Genomic DNA, 15939 nt, shown 5'->3' with positions numbered 1-15939 from the left:
CTGTTATTTAATTTATTCTTTATTTACTTAATTCCTCGTTGGCTACTTGCCATATACTGTAAAGTTGGTAGCCATTTGAGAAATGAACAGAATAACACAAAAACAAAACGAACCAAAGTTCATTGAGTTTCTTAAAGCTCAAAGAGTTGCTTATAGTCAGTGCAAAACATATCAAGTATTTGACTTGATAAGTATTCTTATGGCAATTGTTCTACCAATTATTGGAATGTACAAAAGTGATATTGTCAATTACTTAGGTGCTTTTGGTGTTTTATGGACAATTATTTATTTAGTCACAGAAAATTATCGAAAGAAAAAAACTGAACAAGGAGCAAAAATCCAAGAACAATTTGACACAGAACTCTTTGAAATCCCTTGGAATCAAATACTTTGTAAAAACAAGGTAAATACTGATACTTGCATTGACCTTGCAAAAGAATATGACGGAAATGATTTATCAAATTGGTATTCTTTAGAAGTTGATTCTTCACTACCTAAATCCATTGCTGTAATTCTTTGTCAGAGAATTAACTTTTCTTGGGAATTAAAACTAAGAAAGAGGTATGTAACTTTTTTGATAATTCTTTTAGTAGCATATTACGGAATTTTTATTGGCTTTTTTGTTGCTAAAAACATTGGTTTCTATGATATTCTTTTGCTCATTGCGCCTTCACTTTCTTTTCTAATCTATGGTGTTCAAAACAGTCTTTCTCTAAAAAATCATATTAAGTCAAAAAATGAAACACTTAGTCAAATAGATGAAATTCTAAACAATCACTCTGAAAATCAAGAAATGCCAACTGATAGTACTCTAAGACAAATTCAGGATATTATATACACAGAAAGAACAGTACCTGAAAAAGTCCCAGATTGGTTTTACAAACTATCAAAATCGAAAAATGAAAATAGAACTGATAACATAATTAAATCAATCAAAGCAAAATTTTAAATGTCTGTATTATCATACTTAACCGACTTATCAAGTTCAATTACTATTTCTGATTGGGAAAGAACATCAATAGACACTTCAATTAACACACTATCAACAAAACTTGGCAACTATTTCGACAATATTGAAAGCAAGTTTGTTTTTGGTTCATATGACAGAAAAACAATTTTAAGAAGAAGTAAAGACTCAAATTCAGATGTAGATTTTTTAGTAAGTTTTAAAGATGGTTCTGAATGGACACCTCAAACTTTAATGAATAGACTGAAAAGATTTGCAGAAGCAAACTATTCTAAAAATGAAATATATCAATCATCACCGACAATTGTACTTGAACTCAGTCATATAAAATTTGAATTAGTGCCTGCTTGGGGAACTTTTAATATTCCTGCACCTGCTTCAATTTATACAACTTGGATAGGAACTTATCCACTTACTTTTAAAGACAAATTAAACGACAAGAATAGAGATAATAATTATCAAATTAGAAAGTTAATTCGATTGTTAAAATATTGGAACGTATTAAACTATCGAGTTTACTCTTCTTATGAAATAGAAGAATATGTTGTAGGCAAATTTTTCTTTTTATGTTACAACCTAAAAGACTATTTTTTTCAAGCAGTTGAAGGTTTGCCAACATATAATTTACCTGAATACAAACAGAATAAAGTTGATAGACTTAAAAAAATTGTAGCAGAAACTAAAGAAAATGAACGTCAAGGTTGGAATGCATTGGCTGAAATAGAAATAAAAAAAGCATTTGAATAAAAAAAACGGCTACCAACAATGGCTATAAGTAATTGCTTGTTCTCGCCTACTTCTGAAAATCCTCGCAGATTTTCAGTTTGGTGTGCACTTGCAAAGTTTAGTACTAACCCACGCAACTACTCATAGCCGAGACCGTTGGTATGTAATTGCCTACGGCACGTAGAATCGCGTTTTCCAAACGCTGCCCTTCTACTAATTACATACCAACGCCCACTGTTTGTCGCACCTCGCTAATTTTATGTATATTTAGTCGAGTCTACGAGAACTCCGAACGATACTACACACAACAGCGTGTATAGCTAATCAGGCGCAACAATAGCTTTCCGTGAGGCGCGCCTCACTACGCCATACACAGTGGGCGTTGGCAATAATTAAACCTGATTGATATAAAAAAAAGAATGAATCGTGAAATAATCGACATAAATGATTATACCATTTTATTGGAAGAAGCTTCTACCGACAACAATTTAATCGATTGATGCTTTTTTGACGAGCCTATAATAGCTATCGCATTTTATGGTGCAGGAGATGTTGGTCTTAACGTAAAATTTGATGGAAAAACCAAAGAATTCCATCATACCAAAGGCATGGTTTTATCATTTTACGCAGCTGACAAAGTAGAGTTTGAACATCATGTTTCCAAACTAAAATCGCTGCAATGTTTAGTAATAGCTACAACAATAAGAAACATAGACAAATTACCTAATGGTGAAAGTCAATTCTTGGAACAATTTTTATATCAGTTAGTACACCCTAAAGATCATTATGTAGAAGGCCCTGTATTTAATATGAGCCCCGAAATGTTTCTATTAGTGGAACAATTCTTTAGCAATACTTACGAGGGTGAGATTAAAATGATGTTTTATAAAAGTCATATCACTGCTTTACTTTCTCATTATTTTGCGCAATTAGCAAAACAACAAAACACAAGATTTAATACTTCGCAACTTGAAAAAATTAATCTTGCCCAAGAAATTTTATTATCCGATTTAGAGAATCCACCTTCCTTAACAGAATTGGCCAACAGAATTGGAACCAATACCAATACCCTTAAAATAGAATTTAAAGCGCAGTTTGGCGTTCCTGTTTTCAAATACTTACAAAACGAATGCTTAAAAAAAGCCTACAGTTTAATTAAAAACGAACAAAAAACAATTCAAGAAGCCGCTTGGGCTGTAGGTTACGATAGTTTAGGTTCTTTCTCTAACGCTTTTGAAAGAAAGTTTGGCTATAGACCTAGCAAAGTTCAAAATTCTTTTCGAATAAATCATAATTCTTATCGAATAAGTCGTTGGTTTATAGCTGCTATAGATTTGTATCATAATTCAAAAAACAAAAATTATGAAATCAAACATTTTAGTTATTGGTGGAACTGGTAAGACTGGTCGCCGAGTAGTTGAACAATTACAAAACAAAGGAATTACGCCTAGAATTGGTTCAAGACAAGCAACACCAAGCTTTGATTGGGATAATAAAGACACTTGGATAGAAGCCTTAAACGGCATTGAAAAAATGTATGTCACATATTATCCTGACCTAGCTGTTCCAGGAGCCAAAGAAGCCATAGAAAGTTTAACTCATTTAGCTATAGAATTAGGAGTTAAAAAAATGGTATTACTTTCTGGAAAAGGTGAAATCGAAGCAGAAGCATGTGAAAAAATTATAATGGATTCTGGCATGAATCATACAATAGTCAGAGCTTCTTGGTTTAACCAAAATTGGAGTGAGAGTTTCTTTTTAGAACCTATTCTATCTGGAGAAGTGGCATTACCGTTGTCTGATGTTTTAATTCCATTTGTAGATGCTAATGATATTGCAGAAGTAGCAGCAACTGTCTTACTAGATGATACTTATAATGGTAAAATTATTGAGGTAACTGGTCCAGAATTAATCACTTTTAAGGATATTGTGAATATCATTTCAAAGACTAGTAACAGACCATTAAACTTCTATGACATCACATTAGAACAGTATATTGATGGTATGAAGCAAATGCAAATACCTAATGATGTTGTTTGGTTAATCGAGTATTTATTTAGTCATGTTTTAACCAATCCAAAGAATCAAATGGTAGTTAATGATATTGAACGAGTTCTAGGCAGAAAAGCGAAAACATTTCTAGAATATGCAAAAGAAACTGCTGAAACTGGGATATGGAGTCAAGTTGAAGTTCAGTAACTATAACTAACAACGCGCACAAGTAATAGCGATTTGAATCTTAATTCAAGTCGCTATTCTTTTATAATTTTGTATTTTACTTTCCGAAAAGTAGCGCATATTAGCTCGCTACTAATCATACACGAACACGATGTGCTTCATTATAACCAGCCAATAACCAATGATAAAATTCTTTAGAAAAATACGATACGACCTTATGGAGAAAAATAAAACTGGAAAGTATTTTAAATATGCTCTTGGAGAAATTGTACTTGTCGTAATTGGAATCAAAAAGTAACTTTTAAAAACGAATTAAAACAAATTATAAAAGAAGTTCAAAATGACCTTAATCAAGACCTTTTATATTTAAATGAGGAAATCGATTATATTAAAATATTCAATAAAAATATTGACAATATATTAATTAATGGTAATAATATGTCAACCGACTCATTATTAAATGCTATTTCAAAAGTTCATTCTGTTACATCTTTTGATCCATTAAATTTCGGATACAACAAATTGAATAAACACCCGAGAACGAACATCTTGCGAGATTCTTTGCATAATAACTTGACCATATACTGTTCTAAATTTTCAAACCAGATTAACAATACAAGTTTTGAAGGTCTTTCTATGTACAGTTTAAATTTATTTCGTGATTATCTTATCAAATATGGTTTTCCTCTAAACATTAGGAATTTAGAAAGACCGAAAGACTTATCAGCTTTAAACTATATTATTAATGACATAGAGTTTATTGGAATATTGAGAAACAATAAACACAATAGATCTGTTCAACTTTCAGGTTTTAGTGAGGCCCAAAAACAAGTTAAAAAAACCTTGAAATGATTAATGAATATCTAACAGACAATCACTAAACTGATTATTAATAGTGCAATGACTGATAGTAATTTTATAAAAATAACGATAGCACAACAACGTTTATAATTAATTGCTAGGTCACTGGCGACTTACGAAAATTGCTTTACCAGTTCACTACGTTTATATCCGCTGTAATTTTCTATCTGTGATTTGTTTGCTAACTTAGTTGCTTAACCACGTAACCAACAACACACAAATACATTGGGTGCAATATGAACTCAACTTTGTCTGAAAATAATTTTGACATAAAACTCAAAGAATATTACAAGCTTTATGTTTTACTAAAAGATAAAATCATATTCGAATCTGAATTACATAAAAGCGGAATAAAATTTTACGCTAACATAAATGAGCAACCATTTGGAGACTCAATTAGATATTTTCTACTCGACTCTGATATGGAAAACATTGACCGGATCGTGACGAATAATGGAATTGTTGCGAATACGGAATCTCATCTGATTTCGGACTTTAGAGATGAATAGAAAGTTATGAAATTATATATTGCTATCTCTGGAGCAGTAATCGGAATTATAATTCTGATTGCAATAATTGGAAATTTATTTAACTGAATTATAAAACGGAATAAAAAATGAAGGTTACATCTGAAAAAAATGAAAAAGTTGCGAATATGATCTTTGCATCTATTTAACCTCTTTACTGGAATAGATCAGAAAAACACGGTAGAACAAGAGCGGAGTTCCATCAGGTCTTAGAGTGGTTCACTGGTTTTGATGACAATAAATTACAAACCCTTATTGCAGAGAAAGTAACCTTTAGAACATTTTTTGAAAAAGCAAAAATCCATCCCAATGCACACATGATTAAAGGAGTTGTTTGTGGTTATCGTATTGAAGAAATAGAAGATGAGTTTGAATTATATAAGCAATGAAGACAAATGGAAAAGCTAATTAATGAATTGGCAAAAGGTCGAAAAATGGAGAAAATTTTGCGTGTAGAAAAGAAATAATACTGGTGTGTAATAAGCCTATGATTGATTTTCTTAAATAGATCTAATTTGAAAAAATAATGAAATTCCAAAATTTTATTTTTATTGCTTTACTTATATTTTCATCTTGCATTAATTCCGAAAAAAAGCAAAAATCAACTACGAATCTAAATTCCAAGGACATATTACAATACGAATCTTCAGAGATTAAAGCACAAATGCTTCGATCTTGGAATGCTTATAAAACCTATGCTTGGGGTAAGGATGTATTACTACCATTATCTAAATCTGGATTTAATTGGTATGAGCATTCACTAGGAATTTCGCCAATAGATGCATATAGTACATTATCTGTAATGGGACTAAAAGAAGAGGCAAAAGAAATTGAGAATTATGCACTCAAAATGAACTGGGATAAAGATGTATATGTTCAAGTATTTGAGGTAAACATTAGAATTCTTGGTGGATTATTAGCCATTTATGATATTACTAAAAACCCTGATGTTCTATCTAAAGCCATCGATTTTGGAGATCGATTATTACCTGCATTTAATTCACCAACAGGTATTCCTTATCATTCCGTAAATCTTAAGACAGGAAAAACAAGTGGCAACCACGGAAAAGGCAGTGGGAATATTGTAAATACAGCACAAGCAGCAACTTATTTATTTGAATTCGGAATCTTAAGCTATTATTCACAGAATCCTAAATATTATCAGGCAGCAAAGAAAGCAACAATGGCCGTTTTTAAAAGGAAATCGAACATTGGATTTCCAGGTGATCTTATTAATGTAGAATCAGGTGAATGGACTAATAACTGGTCTTACCTTCAAGCAGGAATGGATTCTTATTATGAATACTTATTTAAAAGTAACTTGCTCTTCCCTGATCCCGAAATAGAAAAGGTTTGGGAGTATAGTATTGCGAAAATTAACCAGTACTATTCAGATGATTATAATGGAAGACAATTTTATGCATGTGTAAATATGGAAACTGGTGAAATAGTGAAACAATCTATGTCACTTTATGATGCTTTTTTTTCAGCCATACAAGCACTTCATGGTGATATAGAGAACGCAGAAAATATTATGGCAACTTGGGATTGGCTATGGGATAAATATGGTTTATTGCCAACCAGATACCTGTATTGTGAAGACAAAATTGAATATGGCAACTCAGAATTAAATCCTGAAATAATAGAATCTGCATACTATTTGCATCAAATCACAGGCAAGGAAAAATATTTAAAAATGATTCAAAAATATTGGTCAGATATAAAAAGCTGCTGTATGAATGAAATTGCTTTTCATGCTGTATCTGACGTACGTACGATGAAGGAAAAAGATTACATAGCTACATATTTTTGTGCTGAAACTCTTAAGTATTTTTATTTAGCATCAGTGAATAAAGATGTCTTTAATTTTAATGAGTACGTATTTAATACTGAAGCTCATCCTTTTTTAAAAAACAATTTTAAGAAAGAAAACGTAAAAACGTATTTGGGAATTAAATAAGGACAATCATTTGTATAATTGATGACTAATTCTAGCATAACTACAAAACTTCACTAATCAAAACCCATACTTTACTCAACCAATCCTCTGGATAACTCAACCCTATTTCATATCTTTAACCAAAGCAATTAGTTTAGATGTAAACAAAACAAAGATATTATGAAAACACAATTAACATTATCTCAAAAACAAACCCTTAAGGTTATTAACCTTATCGGCATTATGATGTTTGCACTACTTAGTTTTAATCCAACCTATGCGCAAACCAATTCTACACCAACTAAAGAAGTTATATCTAACGAGCGCACTATAAAAGGCCTTGTTAGCACAGAAGATGGTGCACTTCCGGGTGTAAATATTGTTCTTCAAGGAACGCGTACTGGTGTAAACACAGATTCTAATGGTGAATTTACTTTCCCAGTAAAACTTAAAACAGGAGATGTTTTAATCTTTAGCTATTTAGGTTTTGAAAACCAACAGGTTACTATAAAAGATGATACTACTTTTATTAAATTAGTTTTAACAGAAGATTTAGTAGAAATGATTGGAGCATTAGATTCTGCTAAGCCTTATAAATCTAAACGCAAAAAAAATTAAATTAAGTATAGTTGAAGTCTAGTTTTAGATTTCAACTATACAATAATTGACAATAGTTCAGCTTTTTTGAAATCACTACAATTTCTTTTTTTATTTCTTTTTTCGTTACTATTTCATGCTCAAATCTCTGATTTTGAAAGTGTGAATTTTAAAAAAGCGGATAGTATAGCTCTATCTTATAATTACGAAGACCTTACAAACCTACCTGACCTCTCTTATAAACTCACCTCTAATCTAAATACAGACGCAGATCGCTTTAGAGCTATTTATCGTTGGGTTTGTGCCAATATTGCTAATGACTATGGTTTATATCTTAAAAACAAACATAAGCGCCAGCGCTTTAAAGATGATAGCTTAAAATTTAAAACTTGGAATAGAGATTTTAGGAGAGCACTTTTTAAAAAATTATTAAAGCGAAAACGAACCATTTGCACTGGCTATGCTTATTTAGTAAAAAAACTAGCTCAACTTTCTAATATTGAATGTGAAATAGTACAAGGTTATGGTCGTGTTAGCACAACCGATATTGAAAATTTAGATTTGCCTAATCATTCATGGAATGCTGTGAAATTAGACAACAAATGGTACCTATGCGATCCTACTTGGGCTAGCGGAACTCCAGATCCTGCAACAAATCACTTTTCTTTTAATTATAATAACGGATTCTTTTTAACACAACCAGAACTTTTTGCCGTTAATCACTTTCCTATTGATAAGAAGTGGTGGCTTTTAGAAGAAGACATTCCTTCTTTTGAAAGTTTTTTGGCATACCCTATTATCTATGGAAAGGCGTATAAGACCTTATCACTTCATGAGTTTCCAAAACGAATGCATCATACTATTAAAAAGCATCAAAAGGTTACTTTTAAGTATAAATTAAAAGAGATCTTAAAAGAGGAAGACATAAAATTTTTAATAGATAGTGGTTTTAATTTATGGAAAACTAAAACTACTTCTATTCTAATTGATGATACTTCATTAATTCTAGAACATCAATTTAATTCTAATGGATTTTTTGATGTACACTTCTACATCAAAGGCAGTTTAATCTCAACATACACGGTTGAAGTAAATAAACCTTAATCACCTATCCTAGCTTACGATATGAATCATTATATTTAGCGGTTAAATTTAAAATTATAGTTTTCTTAAATTTATCTATATCGTATGGCTTTAGAACAATATCATTCATACCACTATCAAAGATCTTATACTTTTGTTCTTCAATCTCTACAGCCGTTAAAGCAATAATTGGTATCGCTTGATTAAAAGTTCTTATTTCCTTTGTTGCTTCAATACCATTTTTAATTGGCATATTTATATCCATTAATATTAAATCGAATGTGTTTTCTTTCACGAATTTAACAGCCTCCTCACCATTTTGAGCAATCATACATTCTACATTCTCATTTTCGAGAATTCTTTTTGTCACCGTCTGATTTATACGATTATCCTCTACAATAAGTATTCGTTTTTTAGATAATTGCTTGAAATTTAAAATTGGTGATGGACTATCATTATCTAATTCATTAGAAATAGTAAGATCTAAATCAAAGCTAAATTTTGAACCTCTACCTAATTCACTTTCTACTGATATAACACCTCCTGCTTGCTCTACTAGTTTCTTAACAATTGGTAAGCCCAATCCTGTACCTTGATACTTACCTGACATAGAGTCTATTTGAGTGAACTCATCGAAGATCTGTTTCAATTTAGCTTTTTCTATACCTGGACCAGTATCCCTAATAACAAATTGGATTTTGACCATATGTTCAAATTGTTCTTTGCTATTAATTTCTAATTTGATTTTACCTTTTTCAGTAAACTTGCACGCATTACCTATTAGATTCATTAAAATCTGAGATAATCTAACAGAATTTCCACGCAGTAAAGATGGAATATCTTTGTGAATGTTTATACTAATTTCATTTTGATGTTGAAGTCTAACATACTCAAATGAAGACACTATTGTAGACGTTAGTTCTTTTAAGTTAAAAGTAGATTCCTCTTCTGAGAAACTGTTACTTTCGATTTTATTAATGTGCAACAAATCATTAACTAAAGCTAATAAGTAATTTGCAGAAAACTTTAAGGATTTTAAATCTTTTTCGTGTTTTTTCACCTCATTATTTTCTAATAAAATAGAACTTAATCCAATAACCCCATAAAGTGGAGTTCTTAACTCATGACTTACAGTTGCAAAAAATTTTGCCTTTGATTTAGTAAGTTCATCACTTTGCTTTTTAGCTTCTAAATACTTTAGATTTTTATCCTTTAAGTTTTTTATTAACCCCTTGCGTTTCAAATTAGATTTATAAGTTTGCAAAAAAATTATTGAGATAAAAATTAGAATACCTAAAACAACAAAAAGTAAAAGTGTCTTAGCTTCTGCCTGATGCTCTAATAGTTCTTTTTCTAGCTCTTTGGATTTTATCTGATCTTTATAATTTTCAACTTTCAATTTTGCACTAACAGATTCAATAATATTTTTAGCTTCGTTCTCTTCATTTTTCTCTTTATATACCTCTAACTTTTTATTAATTTCATAGACACCTTTATAATCTTCTTTCATTTCAAGAGCCTCCTTATAACCTGTATAACCTTCAATTAATGCATCAGCATATTCTGCAGTCTCACTAATGTTTATTGTTTGTTGAAAATTTTTAATAGCATCATTAGGTTTATTTAATAAAAGAAACATTCTGCCTTTATTATGAAGGTGACTTGCTTTATAATGCGGCGGATTGTTTAAAAGCTTAAGATAAAATTCTGTCTGATCTATATGATAAGCACTACGTTCTGGCTTTTTAGCTTCATTAAAAGCTCTTGATAAGTTATGATGCAACACGAATAACTTGGTTGTATCCTTTAATTTTAATGCTATTTCAATGCTTTCAAGATATAAGCTTATCGTTTTATCTTTATAACCTTCCGTATAATAATAAATGTTTGCAAGATTCCCTTTAGATTTTAAAATAAGAGAACTATCATTTGTCTTTTTTGCCTCCGATAGTGACTTTAAAAATAATTTTTTAGCTCTGATTGTATCTTTAATGCGAATCAATGTATTGCCTATAACTGCTCTTGCATTATGTATATGATCGATATTAGGACTTCTTTCTGCTAAAGACAATCCTTTTTCTGCATAAATTAAGATTGGAGCATAACTAGATTTATAATGCTCTTCAGTCATCCATTCTATCATTGCTTCTACATGAGTAGAAATTTCACTTTCTGTTGAGTCAATTGATATCTCAGGTAATAAATCTATTATGGAAGTTAAAGGACTTTGTTCTAAGTCAAAATCTCTATTTTGCTTTTGACTGTATGAATACAAACAAATAAAACAGGCAATTAGCCCTAAGGTTTTTTTCAGGAATTTCATGTTAAGTCTAGATAATTTGGGACTGAAATATAAGTATTATTTACTGAAAAACAGGATTATACCGAAATTATATGCACTTTAACAGGTCTTGTTGCAAGAAAATTAAAAAAAACTGGTGTATCTTTTATAAAACTTATTTGAAGAATTAGGCCATGATTAAAGCATTTTTAAAGTATTTACTTCTTGCTCAGTTAAATGTTTCCAATGTCCTCGTGGTAAATCTTTTTTGGTTAAGTGACCAATTGCTACACAATCAATTTTTACGATATCGTAATTAAAATGATCAAAAATGGTACGTAAAATGGTATTTCCTGTATTCTTAATTTTAATACCAATCTGGTTTTTAGACTCGCCTTGTATATAACTTATCTCTTCAACAGCAATCAGCTTACCTTCTACTTTAAAACCTTCTTGTATCTTTTTAAGGTCTTCATATTTCAAGTTTTTATCTAACTCTATTTGAAATAATCGAGCAACACCATTTTTAGAATTCGTAAATTTTTGTACAACTACATCATCATTAGTAAACAATAATAAGCCCAAGGAATTTCTACCTAAACGTCCAATCGGTTTAATATTAGCATTAGTTGCATTAGACACCAAATCCATAACTGTTCTTCCTTTCCCTTCTGCTGTTGTTGTAGCAAAACCTTTTGGCTTATTTAACAGAACATAAGCTTTGGCTTCTGGAGTGATACGTTGACCATCAAAACGAACTTCGTCAGTGCGTTTTACTTTATAACCCATTTCAGTAACCACTTTCCCATTCACCGAGACTAAACCTATAGCAATGTTTTCATCTGCTTCTCGTCGAGAGCACATCCCAGAATTAGCGACATATTTATTTAAACGAATCTCATCTGGATTAGATGGTTTCTGTGGCTTTTGTTTCTTTTTAAATGGAGTATTACGATTTTTAAAACCTTGTGGTTTTGCTTTGTTATTTTGGCTTACTGAAGATTTCCCTTTTCCTCTGCTTTCTTTATTTCTGCTCATAGTGCCTAAATTTTGCGCAAATATACCTCAACCTTAACTCATAACCTATTATGGTCTAAAATTAGTAAAAGAGTTCTTCTTTAAACTGATTACTCTAGCTTGGCAAAACTAACTTTAGATCTTGAATGATTTTTAACAATTGTTTTAAGTCTAATTTTATGAACATAATCATAATCAAAAAATCCTTTTTTAATTTCTAGTAAAACTATGTCTCCCTCTTGTATCTGATCCCACAGGTTTTTTTCAATTCAAAACGTTTTGTAGAATTGTCTATGTCAATAAAAATCCAATACGCTGTTGTTCGATTACCACCAAAACTTTTTCGCTCTACGATAAACTCAGATTTAACAATGTTAGAAGTTGCATATTTAGAGTTAAAATAACTGGCACTTGCAGCTGAAATAGACATAAACCCTAGAATGAAGCCAAATATTATAGCATAGCGCCTTCCACTCTCATCAAAAACCGAAGGTCTAATTAGCCTTATTAAAAACAAACTTAGTATTCCGGTTACAAAACCAACTAAAGCAAAGCTTTTCCAAAACTTAGGTTCTTCTATTATATTTTCAATATTATCCATTTGAAAAATTAGAAAAAATAACCCTCCCATAAATAAAACAACAGAAATATGTTGCCAAATCTTATGTTTAAAACTTGGGTTTTTTTCTCTTTTATGTTTTGTAGGAAAGATTTCGTAAAGAATTTCTTCTGAGTTTCTTACAAACCAAATTAAATTATACATGACTAATAAAAACCCTGCTAATGCAATAAACCTTGTCCACGAAGTCGCATTGAAAAAAGGAATAATAATTAGAAGTCCTGCTACTATTTGTGCACAGTGTACAAGAATTTCTGTTTTCTTTTGTCTATTCAAAATTAAGCGTCGCTAGAAATTTAGTTGTTCTTTTTCAGTTCTACTGTAGTTTGGCGTTCGGTATTGACAATCAGTTTTGTAACATCTGGTCTAGAATAATGACCAACAGGATCAAAGTTTTGACGCTCTTCTAACACGCGATTAAAATCTATAGATTGAATAATTAAACCTTCTTTATGCAACACAGGTTCTATTAGCCATTCACCATCTGGGCCAGCAATACAACTGCCACCATTTGCTAAAGTATCTGGCGCATCTTTAAGAATAGTATCTAAATGAGGTGTTCCATTTGGAAAGTCTGCTTTAGACATAAGACTCGATACTGAAACAACATAAGATCGAGATTCTCTAGCTATAAACCTTGTAATATCTTTTGTATTATGATTACTTCCTGGCCATACCGCAATATGTAAATTCTCTCCTTGACCATATAGAGCTGTTCTTGGTAAAGGCATCCAATTTTCCCAACAGTTCAATCCACCAAGAGTAAATGCTTTTAGCGAATGTACTTGTAAACCATTACCATCACCAGGTGCCCAAGTTAGACGTTCATCATAAGTAGGTTGAAGTTTCCTATGTACAGATTGTACTTTACCTTCTTCATTAATGTAAACCAAAGACGCATAGATACTATGACCTCCTCTATCTGTTGGTCGTTCCATAACACCTAAATAAATGGCGATTTCATTTTTCTTTGCTAATTGACAAACAGAATCTAGTTCACCTTTTTCTATACAAATGGAATTACTCACATAATGTGCATGTAATTCTTTATTCACTTTTTTATCCCATTCTGCTCCTCCTGTTAATGCTAACCAAAATGGATAACCTGGTAATAAGGCTTCGCCAAAAACTATGAGTTCACAATTTTCTTTAGCAGCTTCCATTATAGAATTTTCAATCTTCTTTAATGTGGCACTTTTATCTAACCAAACTGGTGCGATTTGAGCCATTCCAATTTTTAAACTAGTATTCATCTTTTAGATACGATTTAAAACAATAGATACATCAATTAATAAAATAGAAAATACACCAGCTACAATAATAAACTTAAGAATATTATGAAGGATTAAATAGTGTGTTTTAGTTTTCGATTTCCAAAGTATAAGTAGAAAAATAATAAGTAACATTACACTGAGGTAAAAGAAATAATACATATGTCCAATTTTGAAAAACAAGATCAATATAATAGCAGAAATAATTGTCAAAACTGCTACAATAGTTAGCATTAATTTAGATGTTTTTTCTCCATATACGACAGGAATAGTCTTGTAATTTAAAGCTAAATCCCCTTTTATATTCTCTAAATCTTTAGCTAATTCTCGCATGGATATTAATAAGAATAAAAATATCGCATGTGCAAAAACCACTAATTCAAAATTTCTATAATAAATGAAAATTGCGAAAAAAGGAATCACTGTTAATATAGCAGAGACCATATTACCAGTCATAGGTTGCTTCTTTAAACGATGTGAGTAAAACCAGATAGCAAAAATGTATAATGCAAAAAAGATAACTGCTTTAAAAGACACATAACTGACAAAAACAACAGCCAAAAAATTAAGCACAAAATAAAATGACAGCTTCGTGTTTTGACTTACCAAACGATCTAGCATTGTCTTTCTCGGCTTATTAATTAAATCTTTTTCTGAGTCATAGAAATTATTGATAATATAACCTGCTGCGATTGTTGCAGAAGATGCTAAGACTAGCATTAATAAATTAATATCAAAAAGTACTGACTTAATAGGTTTATCTGGAGCGAAAATATAGATTGATGCTAAATATTGTGCAATAACTACAACCAATATATTGTAGCCTCGTACTACAGAAAACAGGCTGAAAAATTTGAGAATAATATGCTTCTGCTTTCTTGATAACATAAAAACAAAATTTTGGTGAGATTCTGATTTAAAACAGAATAACAGAAACTTTTAGAAGTTATAGACTACTTCTAATTTTTGACCTTTTAAGGCTTCTTTAGCTCTATCAATATTTTCAGTAAACCCAAGAATATAACCTCCACCACCTGAGCCACAAAGTTTTAAATAGTAGTCGTTAGTTTCGATACCCTTTTTCCAAAGTTCATGAAATTGCTTTGGTATCATTGGTTTAAAGTTATTCAATACCACCTTAGATAATTGTTTAGTATTCTTAAATAAAGACTTTACATCTCCTCTTAAAAAATCATCTACACAAGCATCGGTATGTTTTATAAATTGGTCTTTGAGCATACTACGGAACCCTTCATTCTTCATGTTTTCCATAAAAATACTAACCATAGGTGCTGTTTCTCCTACAATACCGCTATCTAATAAAAATACAGCTCCTTTACCTTCTGTCTCTTGAGACGGAATACCAGTAGCTTCAATATTATCTTTAGAGTTTATTAAAATAGGAAGACTTAAGTAACTATTCAAAGGATCTAAACCAGAAGACTTTCCGTGAAAGAAAGATTCCATTTCAGAAAAAATAGTCTTTAATTTTAATAGCTTCTCGCGCGTTAAATTTTCTAAAACTGTAATCTTATCCGAAACATATTTATCATAAATCGCAGCCACTAATGCACCACTACTTCCAACTCCATAACCTTGAGGAATTGAAGAATCGAAGTACATACCACCATCTACATCCTTTTGTAAGTTTTCTATATCAAAGGTTACTAAATTTTTATCTAATTTACTTAGGTAAGCAACGAAACGTTTTAGACTAGCGTTAGAATCTTTAGCAACTTCAGTAGGATTTTCATCTACCTTTAATGCTCCATTATAAAAATTATAAGGAATAGATAAGCCTTTAGAATCTTTAATGATTCCGTATTCACCGAATAAAAGAATCTTAGAATAAAATAGTGGTCCCTTCATGATT

The 15939-nt window shown here is 30.8% G+C and carries 14 protein-coding genes and 1 pseudogene; 9 read left to right on the top strand and 6 right to left on the bottom strand.

The annotated features are described in order from the left end of the window. Positions 1-82: 82 nt before the first annotated feature. The 9 genes and pseudogenes from WPG_RS08815 to WPG_RS08775 all read left to right on the top strand — a co-directional run bounded on the left by WPG_RS08815 (position 83) and on the right by WPG_RS08775 (position 8899). Positions 83-949 (top strand): S-4TM family putative pore-forming effector, encoded by an 867-nt coding sequence (locus WPG_RS08815; RefSeq protein WP_045471428.1) that lies wholly within the window; start codon positions 83-85, stop codon positions 947-949. Next, the gene (locus tag WPG_RS08810; RefSeq protein WP_045471425.1) at positions 950-1714 is read left to right on the top strand and encodes an SMODS domain-containing nucleotidyltransferase; all 765 of its coding nucleotides are present in this window, start codon (positions 950-952) and stop codon (positions 1712-1714) included. Between the two features lie 587 nt (positions 1715-2301). After that, positions 2302-3093, top strand: a complete 792-nt coding sequence (locus WPG_RS08805) for a helix-turn-helix domain-containing protein (RefSeq protein ID WP_231850160.1) — start codon at positions 2302-2304, stop codon at positions 3091-3093. Then, positions 3056-3892, top strand: coding sequence for an NmrA family NAD(P)-binding protein (locus WPG_RS08800; protein ID WP_045471422.1), 837 nt, complete (start codon positions 3056-3058; stop codon positions 3890-3892). The genes WPG_RS08805 and WPG_RS08800 overlap by 38 nt, the downstream gene beginning before the upstream one ends. Positions 3893-4968: 1076 nt before the next feature. Beyond that, on the top strand, positions 4969-5241 hold the full coding sequence (locus tag WPG_RS08790) for a hypothetical protein (RefSeq protein WP_045471417.1): 273 nt from the start codon (positions 4969-4971) through the stop codon (positions 5239-5241). Between the two features lie 107 nt (positions 5242-5348). Continuing rightward, a pseudogene (locus WPG_RS17765) lies at positions 5349-5726 on the top strand (DUF2200 domain-containing protein). A gap of 59 nt (positions 5727-5785) precedes the next feature. Next, positions 5786-7219, top strand: coding sequence for a glycoside hydrolase family 47 protein (locus WPG_RS08785; protein WP_045471414.1), 1434 nt, complete (start codon positions 5786-5788; stop codon positions 7217-7219). 159 nt (positions 7220-7378) lie between these two features. Continuing rightward, positions 7379-7816: a carboxypeptidase-like regulatory domain-containing protein gene (locus WPG_RS08780; protein WP_045471411.1), complete on the top strand. Its 438-nt coding sequence runs from the start codon at positions 7379-7381 to the stop codon at positions 7814-7816. A gap of 141 nt (positions 7817-7957) precedes the next feature. After that, positions 7958-8899, top strand: coding sequence for a transglutaminase domain-containing protein (locus WPG_RS08775; RefSeq protein ID WP_231850159.1), 942 nt, complete (start codon positions 7958-7960; stop codon positions 8897-8899). Between the two features lie 4 nt (positions 8900-8903). Here WPG_RS08775 and WPG_RS08770 read toward each other — a convergent pair whose 3' ends face one another. From WPG_RS08770 to WPG_RS08745, 6 genes are all read right to left on the bottom strand, one after another. Then, positions 8904-11201 carry an ATP-binding protein gene (locus WPG_RS08770; protein ID WP_084221553.1) on the bottom strand — a complete coding sequence of 766 codons (2298 nt, stop codon included), beginning with the start codon at positions 11199-11201 and terminating at the stop codon, positions 8904-8906. A gap of 156 nt (positions 11202-11357) precedes the next feature. Further along, positions 11358-12197: a pseudouridine synthase gene (locus tag WPG_RS08765; RefSeq protein ID WP_045471405.1), complete on the bottom strand. Its 840-nt coding sequence runs from the start codon at positions 12195-12197 to the stop codon at positions 11358-11360. Positions 12198-12402: 205 nt separating this feature from the next. Continuing rightward, positions 12403-13071: a hypothetical protein gene (locus WPG_RS08760; RefSeq protein ID WP_045471402.1), complete on the bottom strand. Its 669-nt coding sequence runs from the start codon at positions 13069-13071 to the stop codon at positions 12403-12405. Between the two features lie 20 nt (positions 13072-13091). After that, on the bottom strand, positions 13092-14048 hold the full coding sequence (locus tag WPG_RS08755) for a carbon-nitrogen hydrolase family protein (RefSeq protein ID WP_045471399.1): 957 nt from the start codon (positions 14046-14048) through the stop codon (positions 13092-13094). 3 nt (positions 14049-14051) lie between these two features. Continuing rightward, entirely contained in the window at positions 14052-14954 is a 903-nt protein-coding gene (locus WPG_RS08750) for a geranylgeranylglycerol-phosphate geranylgeranyltransferase (RefSeq protein ID WP_045471396.1), read from the bottom strand. A gap of 51 nt (positions 14955-15005) precedes the next feature. Next, on the bottom strand, positions 15006-15935 hold the full coding sequence (locus WPG_RS08745) for a mevalonate kinase (RefSeq protein WP_045471393.1): 930 nt from the start codon (positions 15933-15935) through the stop codon (positions 15006-15008). Positions 15936-15939: the final 4 nt, after the last annotated feature.

This window comes from Winogradskyella sp. PG-2, from assembly GCF_000828715.1.
Lineage (GTDB): Bacteria > Bacteroidota > Bacteroidia > Flavobacteriales > Flavobacteriaceae > Winogradskyella.
The sequence above is the reverse complement of the archived record's forward strand: the minus strand, read 5'-3'. Positions and strand labels throughout refer to the sequence as shown.

What these genes read in the sequence shown, in the direction of transcription:
- WPG_RS08815 (WP_045471428.1), top strand. Translation starts at nt 83, where the DNA reads ATGAACAGAATAACACAAAAACAAAACGAACCAAAGTTCATTGAGTTT.
- WPG_RS08810 (WP_045471425.1), top strand. Translation starts at nt 950, where the DNA reads ATGTCTGTATTATCATACTTAACCGACTTATCAAGTTCAATTACTATT.
- WPG_RS08805 (WP_231850160.1), top strand. Translation starts at nt 2,302, where the DNA reads ATGGTTTTATCATTTTACGCAGCTGACAAAGTAGAGTTTGAACATCAT.
- WPG_RS08800 (WP_045471422.1), top strand. Translation starts at nt 3,056, where the DNA reads ATGAAATCAAACATTTTAGTTATTGGTGGAACTGGTAAGACTGGTCGC.
- WPG_RS08790 (WP_045471417.1), top strand. Translation starts at nt 4,969, where the DNA reads ATGAACTCAACTTTGTCTGAAAATAATTTTGACATAAAACTCAAAGAA.
- WPG_RS08785 (WP_045471414.1), top strand. Translation starts at nt 5,786, where the DNA reads ATGAAATTCCAAAATTTTATTTTTATTGCTTTACTTATATTTTCATCT.
- WPG_RS08780 (WP_045471411.1), top strand. Translation starts at nt 7,379, where the DNA reads ATGAAAACACAATTAACATTATCTCAAAAACAAACCCTTAAGGTTATT.
- WPG_RS08770 (WP_084221553.1), bottom strand. Translation starts at nt 11,201, where the DNA reads ATGAAATTCCTGAAAAAAACCTTAGGGCTAATTGCCTGTTTTATTTGT.
- WPG_RS08765 (WP_045471405.1), bottom strand. Translation starts at nt 12,197, where the DNA reads ATGAGCAGAAATAAAGAAAGCAGAGGAAAAGGGAAATCTTCAGTAAGC.
- WPG_RS08755 (WP_045471399.1), bottom strand. Translation starts at nt 14,048, where the DNA reads ATGAATACTAGTTTAAAAATTGGAATGGCTCAAATCGCACCAGTTTGG.
- WPG_RS08750 (WP_045471396.1), bottom strand. Translation starts at nt 14,954, where the DNA reads ATGTTATCAAGAAAGCAGAAGCATATTATTCTCAAATTTTTCAGCCTG.
- WPG_RS08745 (WP_045471393.1), bottom strand. Translation starts at nt 15,935, where the DNA reads ATGAAGGGACCACTATTTTATTCTAAGATTCTTTTATTCGGTGAATAC.